The organism is Brachybacterium fresconis (assembly GCF_017876515.1).
Classification (GTDB): domain Bacteria; phylum Actinomycetota; class Actinomycetes; order Actinomycetales; family Dermabacteraceae; genus Brachybacterium; species Brachybacterium fresconis.
In genome coordinates this window covers 3,973,162-3,985,798 of the sequence record NZ_JAGIOC010000001.1, presented here as the reverse complement: position 1 = coordinate 3,985,798, position 12,637 = coordinate 3,973,162, and the positions used below count along the sequence as shown (strand labels likewise).

Below are 12,637 nucleotides of genomic sequence, written 5' to 3'. Positions count from 1 at the left end.
GCTCAGGCCTCGATGATCGCGAGGATGTCGCGGGCGCCCAGGACGAGGTACTCCTCGTTGCCGTACTTCAGCTCGGTGCCGCCGTACTTGGAGAAGACGACCTTGTCGCCGAGCTTGACGTCCATGGGGATGCGATCGCCCTTGTCGTCGAAGCGGCCGGCGCCGACGGCGACGACCTCGCCCTCCTGGGGCTTCTCCTTCGCGGTGTCCGGGATGACCAGACCGGAGGCCGTGGTCTGCTCGGCCTCGAGCGGCTTGACGACTACGCGATCCTCGAGGGGCTTGATGGAGACCGACATGCGGCTCACTCCTTCATGAAGAGATGACTCTGTATGAGTTCGGGGTCCAGGGATCCCGGTCCCGATCGTCGTCGCGGTGCCGATCGAGGAGGATCCCTCTGCGGCAGCTTCTGGCACTCTCGGCCGTCGACTGCCAACGAGGACAACTCTAAGACCGCTCTGGCACTCGTGCAAGGTGAGTGCTAAACCGGCGGCCGCGCGTCGGGGTCGGCGCTCGACGCGGCCACCATGTCGGACAGCCTCCGCTCCTCGGATCCGAGCCCGGGTCAACGCCTCGATCCCGGGAGCGCCGCTGCAGCCGGGGGCACCCCGGAGCCGACGCGGGACCGGTGCGGGGAGGCCCCGAGCAACCCCTGAACCTGCGGCACCACCGGCCCACCCTCATCGATTCCACGTTCTGCGCACCAGGTCACATGCTTATTGTGAGTCTGGCAACCAGAACGATCCCACCTGCTGACACTGCGCTCGCGTCGCGATAGAACTGGTGGTGTCCACCGCGCCGGAGCACCTGCGATCCAGGGCCCGCGCGTCCACGTCCGACCGCACCGAAGGGGACCGATCACATGGCCATCTTCCGCACCCTCCATTCCGCTCTGGGCCGATTCTCGGACCGCAGGCAGAGCCACGACATCGAGCGCGCGCAGGCGACCCGTCACTCGCGCCTGGGCGCCGAGAACACCGCGATGCTGAAGGCTCGTCGGGTCCAGGGGCCCATCGGCTTCGTCCGCTGATCGAGCCCACCCGGCACCATCGCCCGGAGCCCCCACGGGTTCTCTCGACGGGGGCTCACCCCTGTCCGGCCGCGTGCTCAGCCGATGGCGCGGCGTCCCCGAGGCTCGCGGTCCGTCGGCGTCCTGCGCCCCGTCAGCGTCCTGCGGTCCGCCGGCGTCCTGCGGTCCGTCAGCGTCCTGCGGCCCGTCAGCGTCCTGCGGCCCGTCAGCGTCCTGCGGCCTGCACGATCGCGGTGACCTGCTCCGGCCCGAAGTCGTAGACCGGGACGTCCTGGTCCGCGAGGGTGTCCCCGGCATGGGGCAGCACGGACGTGATCACCCGGGGTGCTCCCGCGCCGAGCTCCACCAGGGAGACGCCGGTCAGAGCGCGGGCCTGCTCCCGCTCCCCCGCGGTCACGGGATCGACGACATTCGTGACCCCGGGGACCACATGGACCGGGATCCCCGCGATCTGCCCGGTCATCTCGTGGTGGTAGTGGCCCGAGAGCACCACCTGCACGTCGGACCCCTCGAGCACGCCGGCGAGCTCGTCGATCCCGTCGAGCTCGAGGGCGCGCAGCAGCGGAGTCGCCGCGGCCAGCGGCGGATGGTGGAGCGCCAGCACGGTACCGGCCGCGGACGGCTCGGCGAGGACCTCGCGCAGCCAGACGAGCTGCTCCGGGTCCAGATGCCCGTATCCGGCGCCGGGAACGCTCGTATCGAGCACGACGACCCGCCGGCCGCCCGGCAGCGGGACCACGCGGTCCTGCACGGTGGTGCCGCGGTCGCCGAGGGCGATGGTCTCCCCATAGACCTCGGAGTCGTCGTGGTTCCCCATCGCGATCACGAGCTCGGCATCCTTCGCGGCGGCGAACGGCTCGAGGATCTCGTGCAGCAGGCGGTAGCTGGCCGCGGAGCCGTCGTCGGACGCATCGCCGGTATGGATGATCGCGTCCAGGTCCGGGACGTCCCGGCACCGGGCGAGGAGCCCGCGCAGGGCCGCGGCGGTGTCGATGCGGTCGTAGTGCCGCGCCGCGGGATCGCCGTAGAGGTGGGTGTCGCTGAGGTGGAGGATGCGCATGGGGGCACCGTATCGACCTCAGGTGTCGCAGCGGTGACGCGCCGGGGCGGCTGGGTGGCCGTCCCGGTGCACCGCCTCGATCAGCCCAGCGCCCCCACCCATTCGGTCTCGCCGTCGTCGAAGACCTGGTGCTTCCAGATCGGCAGGCGCTGCTTGACAGTGTCGACGAGGTCGTCGCAGGCGACGAAGGCCTGCTTGCGATGCGGGGCGGCCACGGCGCAGGTCAGGGCGCTGTCCCCGATCTCCAACGGTCCGTGGCGGTGGGCGACGGCCACCAGGGTGTCGGGATAGCGCTCGGCGATCTCCCGGGCCACCTCGCGCAGCACCTCGGCGGCGCCGGGGTGCGCGGCGTATTCGAGGCGGTCGACGTCGCGGCCTCCGTCGTGATCGCGGACCACGCCGTCGAAGGTGACGATCGCGCCGCAGCGCGGGTCGGTGACGGCCTCGACCATCTGCGCCACGGAGATCTCGCCCTCGTCCAGCTCGGCCCGGCGCACGCGCGCCGCCGCGCCGCCCATCGGGGGATCCTCGGCGATGCGGAGCGGGTCGCGGTCGCCGGCGAAGGGCGCGGCGCCGCGAGTCGGATCCGCGACCGCCTCGTGCCCACCCCCGTCGCGCTGGTCGAGCAGATGGTCGAGGACCGGATCGAGCACGGCGATCCCATCGCGCACCCCGCCGCGCGAGCCGGGCAGGGTGACCACGAAGCTGTCCGAAGCCATCCCGGCGACGCCGCGGCTGAGCAGCGCGGTCGGGGCGGTCTCGGCGCCGCGGCGGCGCACGGCCTCGAGCACGCCGGGCATCTCGCGGTCGATCAGCGGGGCCACCTGCTCGGGAGTGGCGTCCGTGGGGCTGATCCCGGTGCCGCCGGAGGAGATCACGAGGTCCGTGCCGGCCTCGAGCGCCTCCCGGACCGCGGCACCGACCTCGGGCCCGTCGGCCACGACCTGCTTGTCGACGGGATCCAGTCCGCGGCCGCGCAGCCAGGTCTCCAGCAGAGGACCGGTGCGGTCCTCGTAGGTGCCGTCGGCGGCGCGGGTCGAGGCGATGATGATCCGTGCGCTGCCGCGCAGCGCCGGAGCCTGCTGCGAGTCCTCGCGCTGGACGCAGTCCTCGTCGCTGCGCTGGGCGGGCATCTTCTTCATGGCCTCCCCTCCTCCCGGTGCCAGGGGCCGCTCTTGCCGCCGGACTTGGCCAGGACCTGCACCTGCTCGATGGTGGCGAGGTGGTCGACGGCCTTGATCATGTCGTACACGGTCAGCGCCGCGACGGAGGCGGCCGTGAGCGCCTCCATCTCCACGCCGGTGACGCCCTTCGTACGGACCCGTGCGGTGATCTCGACGCGGTCCTCGCGAGGGACGAGGTCGAGCCCGACGCCGCTGAGCGGCAGCGGGTGGCACAGCGGGATGAGGTCGCTGGTGCGCTTGGCGCCCATGATCCCGGCGATGCGGGCGGTCGCGAGCGCCTCGCCCTTGGGCAGGTCGCCGCTCGCGATGCGATCGACGACGTCGGCCCGGGTGCGCAGCACGGCGCGGGCGGTCGCCTCCCTCGACGTGGCGTCCTTGCTGGTCACGTCGACCATGTGGGCGGAGCCGTCGGCGCGGACGTGCGAGAGGTCGTTCATCGGTCTCCTCCGGGTATGAGCAGCGTGTCCAGAACGTCCCCGTCATCGATGGCGTCGGTGCCGACGGGGACGATGACCAGGGCGTCGGCGGCGGCGAGGCCGCCGATCAGGTGCGACGAGGCCCCTCCGACCAGGCGCACGGCGCCGGAGGGCAGCACCCTCGCGCGGCGGTACTGTTCGAGCGCCGACGGGGAGGGCTCGGGGGCCTCCAGCCGCAGGGGCAGGCGCAGCCGCGTGCGGGACGGGGCCCCGAGAGCGGGCCGGGCGATGAGCTCGCAGCTCAGCAGCGCGGAGACGGGGTTGCCGGGGAAGGCCAGCCACGGCACCCGGCGCTCGGGCAGGTCCAGGGTGCCGATGCCCTGCGGTCCGCCGGGCTGCATCGCCACCGTCGGGAAGGCCATGGTCACGCCGTCGCCGACGGCCGCATGGCGCACCACCTCGAAGGCTCCGGCGCTGACGCCGCCGCTGGTGACGATCAGGTCGGCGTCGTAGGACACGACCTGCTCATGCAACCGGGCGACCAGTTCCCCCGCGTCGTCGGGCACCGCGCCCTGATGCACCACCTCCGCCCCGGCCTCGTGAAGAGCGGCGGACAGCCCCGGACCGTTGGCGTCGAACACGCCGCCGGCCACGGGGGCGGCACCGCCGACGGCGACCTCGCTGCCCGTGGACAGCACGATCACGCGCAGCCGGTCCTCGATCTCCGCCTCGGCCACCCCGCAGGCGGCGAGGTGGGCGAGTCGCGCCGGGGTCAGCACCTGTCCTGCGCGCAGGACGGTGTCCCCGCGGTGGGTGTCGGAGCCGCGACGGCGCACGAAGCGGCCGGGCTCGGCGGAGCGCGGGGTGAGGGTCACCGTGCTCCAACGCTCCTCCCCCGCTCCCTCAACCCCCGCAGCCCCCGCAGCCTCGAAGCGGCCGGCGGCGCTCTCCTCGACGGGGATCACGAGGTCGGCGCCGACGGGGATCGGGGCGCCGGTCATGATCGGTCGCGCCGTCCCGGCGGACAGTTCGCCCGGAGGATCGCCGGCGGCGATCATCGGACCGAGCGGGAGTGTCAGCGCGGCCCCGCCGGAGACCGCTCCCCCTGCCTCGGAGACGTCCGCGCTCGCGAGGGCGTAGCCGTCCATCTGGGAGTTGTCGTGCCCGGGAACGTCGACGCGGGCGCGGATCTCGGTCGCCGCCACCCGTCCCACGAGCTCGCCGTCGAGCCGCTCCACCACACGACGCCGCGCCGCCGCGAGCAGCGCCCGGGCGTCGGCCGCATGATCGGCCAGGGGGATGCGCTCGCCAGCAGCCATCGTGAGAGTCTCCTGTCGTCCTGGAGGTCGCACCGGTCGCGTGTGCTCCTGGAGGTGGAACCGGTCCCCGCCGTCCTCGAGCGGTCCCTCCCCAGTATGGCGCGCGGGCAGGCTGCTGTGTTCACGGCGGGGAACACGACGGGGACCGCCGCATGGAGCCCAGACCGAGGTCCTGCCCCGACGATCCCCGACGAAGGGCCTATCCTGAAGGAACACCCGCGTCGCGAGAGGAGCACGGTGCCATGGCATCCCGCCGCATCTCCCTGGGCATGCCCAAGCCGCGCACGACGGACGAGACCGCCACGGACCTGCCGGACACCTCGGACCGACCGACGACGCCCGCCCTGGCCGACCGGTTCGACCGCGAGGCCACGGACCTGCGCCTGTCGCTGACCGACTTCTGCAATCTTCGCTGCACCTACTGCATGCCCGCCTCGGGGCTCACCTTCTTGAACAAGGAGCAGATGCTCTCCGCCGAGGAGGTCGTCCATCTGGTGCGCATCGGGGTTCAGCGCCTGGGCATCGAGCAGGTGCGCTTCACCGGGGGCGAGCCGCTGACCCGCCCGGATCTCGAGGAGATCATCGCCGGCGTCGCCGCTCTCGACCCCCGCCCGGACATCTCGCTGACCACCAACGCGATCGGCCTGGACCACCGTGCCGCGCGCCTGCGGGACGCGGGCCTGGACCGCATCAACGTCTCGCTGGACTCCGTGGTCTCCGAGACCTTCGAACGGCTCAGCCGCCGGCCCCTGCTGCACCGCGTGCTGGCCGGGATCGAGGGCGCCCGCGCGGCGGGTCTGGACCCGATCAAGGTCAACGCCGTCCTGCTGCCGGGAGTGAACGACCACGAGCTGCCCGAGCTGCTGGACTGGTGCCTGACCCGCGACCTGCAGCTGAGGGTCATCGAGCAGATGCCGCTGGATGCGGACCACATCTGGGACCGCACCTCGATGCTCACCGCGACCGACGTCCACGGCCTGCTCGCCGAGCGCTTCCGTCTGACGCCGGTGGACGAGGCCCGCAACGGTGCCCCCGCCGAGCTCTACGAGGTGCGCGAACGGGCCTCCGGCGACCACCGCGGACGGGTCGGGATCATCGCCTCGGTCACCCGTCCCTTCTGTGCCGACTGCCGCCGGACCCGGCTGACCGCCGAGGGGCGCGTGCGCACCTGCCTGTTCTCCCGCGAGGAGACCGATCTGCGCGCCGCGCTGCGCTCCGGGGCCGACGACGAAGCGATCGCGGACATCTGGCGCGCCGCGCACTGGGGCAAGAAGGCCGGTCACGGCATGGATCGGGAGGACTTCGTCCAGCCCGAGCGACCGATGAGCGCCATCGGCGGCTGAGCAGGGAGAGACCATGGACGAGACGACGCAGCAGACCACGGACACGACGTCCGCCGCGCCCACCACCGGGCCGGCACGCACCGCCCCCACCCCCGCCCCTGCGATCGCAGTGCAGCTGTTCGCGGGAGCCGCGGCCGAGTACGGGGCCGAGTCCACCACCGTGCACGGCGCCACCCTGCAGGACGCGCTCGATGACCTGCTCTCCACCGCCTCCCCGCAGGCCGCACAGGTGATCGGCCGCTCGAGCTTCCTGGTGGGCGGCGTCGCCTGCACGGACCACGATCGGGCGCTGGCCGAGGGAGACCGCCTGGACGTGCTGCCACCCTTCGCCGGCGGCTGACGGCACGACAGCATCGCCCTTCGGGCACAGACATGCGGGAAGGGCCCCGAGCGTCTCCGCTCGAGGCCCTTCCGTCAATGGTCCGCTCAGCCCTCGAGCTTCGCCGACCCCTTCACGTAGCCGATCTTGGTCCAGTCCGGGGACTGGAACCCCCACGCGCCGAAGTTCGCGAGGTCGTCGTTCTGGACGAAGAAGTCGTAGGCCTGCCACAGCGGCAGCGTTCCCGCGAGCTCCCAGAGATTCGCGTCGTACTGGTTGATCAGATCGATCCGGGCGTCCTCGTCGGTCTCGATCACGGCCTTCTCGACCAGTTCGTCGGTCTCGGCATTGCCGACCTTCCCGAAGTTCTGCTCGCCCTCGGTCTTCCAGATCGCGTCTGACGAGGAGAGGAACGGGGTCCCGACCCAGCCGAACAGCGTCAGGTCGAACTCGCCCGGGATGACGTACTGGGAGAACAGGTCCGTCGGCGGGACCTTCTGCACCTTCATGGTGATCCCGACGGCGGCCAGGGCTTCCTTCACGACCGGGACGACGGCCTCGTTGGTCTTCGACCCGTCGTTGTAGACGTAGGTGATCTCCAGCGGCTCGCCGTCCTTGGTCGCGACGTCGCCCTCCATGGTGTACCCGGCGTCCTCGAGCAGCTTCTTCGCCGCCTCGGGATCATAGGCACCGAAATCGCCGGAGTTGTCCTTGTACCCCTCCTGATTCGTCATCAGGATGTGGTTGTTCAGCTGCTCGAAATCGTCCGGGTAGGGCATGGTGGCGTTGACCGACAGGAAGACCTGTTCGCGGTCGATGGCACGGAACACCGCCTGGCGCACGGACTGGTCGGCCAGCGGGCGGCCCTCGGTGCCGTTCAGCGTGATGTGCGTCCAGTCGGGACCTGCGGCCTTCCGCATGCTGGCCCCATTGCCGATCATCGGCTCGACCACCGAGTAGGTCGCAGGCACCGTGGTCTCGATGACGTCGAGCTGCCCGTTCTGGAAGCTCGTCGCCGTGGCGGCCGGGTCCTCGATCGTCGTGAACAGGACCTGCTCGAGCAGCGCCTTGTCGCCCCACCAGTTCTCGTCCGGCTCGAGCAGCACGGTCTTGTTCGCGGCGTCGATCTTGCCGATCTTGTACGGACCAGCGGTGACGAGGGGCTCTGCCTGCCAGCCGGTGTTGAAGGCATCAGCGGATTCCGCGAGGGCATCCGGCATGGCCCCCGCCAGTCCCTTCCAATCCGCGTACTTCTCCTTGAACGTCACCACGGCGATCAGGTCGCTGTCGCCCTGCTCGACCTTCTCGACCAGGTCATAGCCCTCGGAGGACGCGATGCCGTACTCCTTCTTGGAGCCGTTCATCGTCGTGAAGACGTTCTCGACCGACGTGTAGTCGATCGGCGTGCCGTCGGACCAGGACATCCCCTCGTTGAGCTCGATCTCCATGACCTGGGGATCCTCGGAGGTGAGCTCGAGACGCTTCAGGTAGTGAGGGTTCGGCCCGACTTCGCCCGCTGCATCCGAGGTCCACACCTCCAGGGGGAAGATCGCGCGCAGCATGTCGCTCGTGTTGGCCTCGTTGCCATCCGAATGGAAAGGATTCCAGTTGGCGGGGAATGCATTGTTCGCCAGACGCAGGGCGCCACCCTCCCCGAGCTCATCGCGCTCCATGGCGTTGATGTCGTTCTCATCGGAGGCGATCTTCTCGCCCCCGCCGCCACCCCCGTCGGAGGCTCCGCCACCACCGTTCCCCGGGTCCTGGCTGCATGCCGCCAGCGCCCCCATCGAGACGGTCAGGGCCGTCGCCCCCAGCATCGATCGCCGCGTCAAACGCATGTTTTCTCCTTCACTCGCGGGGGACGAGACCGTCGTGCCCGCTCGATATCCTTGACCTGCGTGCGGCGTCGAGGCATGACCACCATGGTCGCGCCCGCCGCGCGGTGCACCCAGTCTAGGCACGAGAGCGACCTGGAACACACCTCCGACAAGGGCTGTTACCGGTTCGCAACATAACGATTCACGGCGCGTTTTCAGCGCCATTTCACGAATGGCATGAGAATCCGGCGGCCCACATTCTTCCTCGGCCGCCTCGTCGAACTTCCAGGCTGGTCAGATGGCAGATTCGCCGTCAGCCGCGCCCTCCTCGGTGTGTTCGAAGGCACGGCGATCGATCACGCTCTTCCGGCGCCGGCGGGCGATCTCCGGATCCGGAATCGGCACCGAGGAGAGCAGCTCCTTGCTGTATTCGTGCTGGGGATTCGAGAAGACGTCCTCGGTATCTCCCATTTCGACGATCTTGCCCTCGCGCATCACCGCGATGCGATCGGAGATGTTCCGGACCACGGAGAGGTCGTGCGAGACGAACAGGAAGCTCACGCCCAGGCGTCGACGAAGATCGGCCAGCAGCTCGAGCACACCGGCCTGGACCGTGACGTCGAGGGCGGAGGTCGGCTCGTCGAGCACGATCAGCTTGGGGTCGCAGGCCAGGGCCCGGGCGACCCCCACGCGCTGACGCTGACCGCCGGAGAACTCGGCGGGGAAGCGCGCGGCGTGCTCGGAGAGCAGGCCCACGGTGCGCAGGAGCCAGTCGACCCGCTCGTCCATCCGCTCGGCGCTGTAGCCCTGGACCCGCATCGGCTCCTTGAGGATGTCGCCGATCGGCATGCGCGGATCAAGGGCCGCCATCGGATCCTGGAAGACGATGGTCACGTCGGACCGCAGGGCGTGGCGCTTCGCGCGGGTGAGGGAGCCGGTCTCGATGCCGTCGATGCGGATGGCGCCCTTCTGCGGCGTTCTCAGCTGCATGATCTCCATCAGCGTGGTCGTCTTGCCGCATCCCGACTCCCCCACCAGGGCGAGGCACTCTCCCTCGCGGATGTCGAAGGAGATGCCGTCGACCGCGCGGTGCTCCCCGATCTTGCGGCGGACGATCGCTCCCTTGGTGATCGGGTAGATCCGGTGCAGGTCCTCGACCTCGAGCACGGTCGCCATCTCATCGCGAGGCTTCTTGCGCTCGTTGTACTCGGCATCGTTGCCGGCGGAGGCGCTCAGCGCGGAGCCGGCGACGCTCTGGCTGCCCTCGGCATCGGCCAGGTCGACACGGGGCACGGCGGACAGCAGGTCCCGGGTGTACTGCTCCCGGGGCCGATAGAAGATGTCGTCGACGTCTCCTGTCTCCACCATCAGCGAATCCTTCATCACCAGGACCCGGTCGGCGAAGCCGGCTACCACGCCCATGTCGTGGGTGATCAGGACGGTCGCCGCGCCGAGCATCTCCTGCGCCGACTTCAGCAGGTCCATCACCTGCGCCTGGATGGTCACGTCCAGGGCCGTGGTGGGCTCGTCCGCGATGATCATCTCGGGCTCGTTGGCGATCGCCATGGCGACCATCGCCCGCTGGCGCATCCCGCCGGAGTACTCGTGCGGGTACTGCTTCGCACGCCGCGCAGGGTTCGGGATGCCCACCGATTCCAACAGCTCGACCGCCCGATGCTCCGCCTTCGAGGCCGAGACCTCGGGGTGATGGATGCGCACCACCTCGGCGATCTGCTGGCCGACCTGGAACACGGGCGTCAGCGCCGACAGAGGGTCCTGGAAGATCATCGAGATCGTGTTGCCGCGCAGCGGCGCGAGCTGCTTGTCGTTCAGCGCGAACAGATCCCGGCCCATCAGCTCGATCTCGCCGGAGATCGTGGCGTTGCGCGGGAGCAGCCCCATGACCGCGAGCGAGCTGACGGATTTCCCGGATCCGGACTCGCCGACGATGGCGAGGGCCTCGCCCTTGTGCACCTCGTAGCTGAGGTTCTGCACAGCTCGAACCGTGCCGTACTCGGAGGGGAACGAGACGCTCAGGTCCCGCACGGAAAGGATCGGATCGGACATTCAGGTCCCTCTCAGAGGCGGCTGGAGCCGCTGGTCGGGTCGAGGGCATCGCGAAGGGCTTCGCCCATGAGGTTGATGGAGATGACGAGGGCCGCCAGGATCGCCGCCGGCGGCATCCAGGTGTACGGCGCGGAGATGTTGTAGTCCTGCAGCACCGTGCCGAGCGAGACCTGCGGGTACTGGATGCCGAAGCCGATGAACGACAGCCCGGTCTCCCCCAGGATGGCGGCGCTGACACCGAGGGTGGTGTCGATGATGATCCAGCTGGCGACATTGGGGATGATGTGGCGGACCATCGTGATGATCGGATTCACGCCCATGAAGCGCGCGGCCTCGACATACTCGGTGCGCACCAGCTGCTGGGTCATGGCGCGCAGGACGCGAGCCGTGAGCATCCAGGCGAAGCCCGCCAGCAGCGGGATCATCCAGAGCCAGGAGGCCCGCTGCAGGGCGGGGCTGAAGAGCATCAGCAGCAGCAGGGAGGGGACCACCAGGAACAGGTTGATCAGGTTCACGAGCGCGCCGTCGCCGAGAGCGCCCAGCTTGCCCTTGCCGCCGATGAACCCGGCCGTGATGCCCACGATCAGCGCCAGCAGCGAGGTCAGCGCCGCGGTTCCCAGGCCGATCACGAGCGAGATGCGAAGACCCTGGAGGGTGCGCGCGAAGATGTCCAGTCCGTTCTCGTTCACCCCGAACCAGTGGTACCCGCTGGGGCCGGTCAGGGCATTGCGCAGATCCCGCTCGAACGGTCCGTACTGGTAGAACATCGGACCGAAGATCGCCACCAGCACGAGGAGCGTGAAGACGCTCAGACCGATCCACGCGCTGGGGTTGCGCAAGAAGCGACGCCGCAGCAGCTCACCGCGACCCATCGTCGAGGTGGGGCCCTCATGGGGGTCGGATCCGCTGGGACCGTCGACCGTGGCTCCGAGCACCGGGTTGGCTTCGGGGTCGGTGCTGGAATGCAGCTCCGACACGTCGTCGGTCGACCGCATGTCAGAAGGGTTCGTCATGGTGTCACCGAATCCTGGGGTCGAGAGCACCCTGCAAGAAGTCTGCGAAGGTGGCGGAGAGCAGGGTGAGGACCGCGGTGTACAGCACCACACCGGCAGTGCCGTTGACGTCGGCCATGCCGATCGAGGAGATCGCGAAGCGTCCGATCCCCTGCCAGTTGAACATCAGCTCGACGAAGAGCGAGCCGGAGAACGCGGCCCCCACGGCGAAGGCGAAGTACTGACCCATGGGGATCAGCGCCATGCGCAGTCCGTGCCGGGTCATGGCCTTGCCCCGCGTGAGCCCCTTCGCTCGGGCGGTGCGCAGATAGTCGCTGCCGAGCACGTCGAGGGTGGTGACCTTCATGTACCGCGAGTACGACGCCGCCGCGGTGACCGCGAGCACGATCGTCGGCATCACCAGGGCTTTGATCTGATACCTGATCGATTCCCAGGATCCGGCCTCCAGCAGCGGATTGATCGGATTGATCGCCGGCAGTCCCCAACCGGTCACGTCCATCACCCCCTGGTTCGCCTGCTGCACGATCAGGATGATCACCGGCGTCGGCAGCGAGAGGATGAAGAACGCCAGCAGGGTCGAGAGGCGGTCGCCGAGCGAATCACGGCGGACCGCGGCGATCATGCCCAGCACGACGCCCAGGACGGTACCGATCACAGTGCCGATCACCACGAGTCGGAGGCTGATCGGGATCCGGTTGGCGAGCTCCTGCGTGACCGGGACCATCGCCTTGTTGGTGCCGGTGGTGACGCCGAGGTCACCGCGGACCAGCCCGCCGAGCCAGTTCGCATAGCGCTCGAACAGCGGCGTGTCAGGGTTGACGTTGCGGACGTTCAGGTACTGCTGTGCAGTCTGCTCAGGGACGGGCTCCGTCGCGATCGGGGGGTAGAGCACTTCTTCGGGGTGCATCAACGATGCCGCCAGCAAATAGGCGAAGCTCGTCGCGAGGAACGCCAGGATGACGTAGGTGAGCACCCGCATGGAGACGAACTTAAGCACTCGGTCTCCTCCACTGACTAACGATCATTCGTGGGCGTTCCTCTCCATACCGTCTGTTCTTCCCGGGCATCT

Annotated in this window: 12 protein-coding genes; 3 read left to right on the top strand and 9 right to left on the bottom strand. The window is 69.5% G+C overall.

Annotated features, from left to right (window positions below; all coding sequences use genetic code 11):
• Positions 1-2 precede the first annotated feature (2 nt).
• Positions 3-299, bottom strand: coding sequence for a co-chaperone GroES (gene groES / locus JOF44_RS17645; RefSeq protein ID WP_209894583.1), 297 nt, complete (start codon positions 297-299; stop codon positions 3-5).
• Between the two features lie 563 nt (positions 300-862).
• Here groES and JOF44_RS17640 point away from each other — a divergent pair.
• Positions 863-1,030 carry a hypothetical protein gene (locus JOF44_RS17640; RefSeq protein ID WP_209894581.1) on the top strand — a complete coding sequence of 56 codons (168 nt, stop codon included), beginning with the start codon at positions 863-865 and terminating at the stop codon, positions 1,028-1,030.
• Between the two features lie 205 nt (positions 1,031-1,235).
• Here JOF44_RS17640 and JOF44_RS17635 read toward each other — a convergent pair whose 3' ends face one another.
• The 4 genes from JOF44_RS17635 to JOF44_RS17620 all read right to left on the bottom strand — a co-directional run bounded on the left by JOF44_RS17635 (position 1,236) and on the right by JOF44_RS17620 (position 5,009).
• Positions 1,236-2,090 (bottom strand): metallophosphoesterase family protein, encoded by an 855-nt coding sequence (locus JOF44_RS17635; RefSeq protein WP_209894578.1) that lies wholly within the window; start codon positions 2,088-2,090, stop codon positions 1,236-1,238.
• 80 nt (positions 2,091-2,170) lie between these two features.
• Positions 2,171-3,232, bottom strand: coding sequence for a molybdenum cofactor biosynthesis protein MoaE (locus JOF44_RS17630; protein WP_245349001.1), 1,062 nt, complete (start codon positions 3,230-3,232; stop codon positions 2,171-2,173).
• Positions 3,229-3,711, bottom strand: a complete 483-nt coding sequence (gene moaC, locus JOF44_RS17625) for a cyclic pyranopterin monophosphate synthase MoaC (RefSeq protein ID WP_209894575.1) — start codon at positions 3,709-3,711, stop codon at positions 3,229-3,231. Before moaC ends, JOF44_RS17630 begins: the two co-directional genes overlap by 4 nt.
• Positions 3,708-5,009, bottom strand: coding sequence for a molybdopterin molybdotransferase MoeA (locus tag JOF44_RS17620; protein WP_209894572.1), 1,302 nt, complete (start codon positions 5,007-5,009; stop codon positions 3,708-3,710). Before JOF44_RS17620 ends, moaC begins: the two co-directional genes overlap by 4 nt.
• Positions 5,010-5,251: 242 nt before the next feature.
• Here JOF44_RS17620 and moaA point away from each other — a divergent pair, with 242 nt between their 5' ends.
• Positions 5,252-6,352 (top strand): GTP 3',8-cyclase MoaA, encoded by a 1,101-nt coding sequence (gene moaA, locus JOF44_RS17615; RefSeq protein ID WP_209894568.1) that lies wholly within the window; start codon positions 5,252-5,254, stop codon positions 6,350-6,352.
• A 13-nt stretch (positions 6,353-6,365) separates the two neighbouring features.
• Positions 6,366-6,692, top strand: coding sequence for a MoaD/ThiS family protein (locus JOF44_RS17610; protein WP_209894565.1), 327 nt, complete (start codon positions 6,366-6,368; stop codon positions 6,690-6,692).
• Between the two features lie 86 nt (positions 6,693-6,778).
• On the opposite strand, the gene JOF44_RS17605 is transcribed toward JOF44_RS17610, so the two are convergent.
• From JOF44_RS17605 to JOF44_RS17590, 4 genes are all read right to left on the bottom strand, one after another.
• A complete protein-coding gene (locus tag JOF44_RS17605; protein ID WP_209894563.1) occupies positions 6,779-8,509 on the bottom strand; it encodes an ABC transporter family substrate-binding protein in 1,731 nt (576 codons plus the stop codon).
• 273 nt (positions 8,510-8,782) lie between these two features.
• The gene (locus tag JOF44_RS17600) at positions 8,783-10,555 is read right to left on the bottom strand and encodes an ABC transporter ATP-binding protein (RefSeq protein WP_209894560.1); all 1,773 of its coding nucleotides are present in this window, start codon (positions 10,553-10,555) and stop codon (positions 8,783-8,785) included.
• A gap of 11 nt (positions 10,556-10,566) precedes the next feature.
• Entirely contained in the window at positions 10,567-11,568 is a 1,002-nt protein-coding gene (locus JOF44_RS17595; RefSeq protein WP_209894557.1) for an ABC transporter permease, read from the bottom strand.
• A 4-nt stretch (positions 11,569-11,572) separates the two neighbouring features.
• Positions 11,573-12,565: an ABC transporter permease gene (locus JOF44_RS17590; RefSeq protein WP_342591827.1), complete on the bottom strand. Its 993-nt coding sequence runs from the start codon at positions 12,563-12,565 to the stop codon at positions 11,573-11,575.
• Between the last annotated feature and the right edge of the window lie 72 nt (positions 12,566-12,637).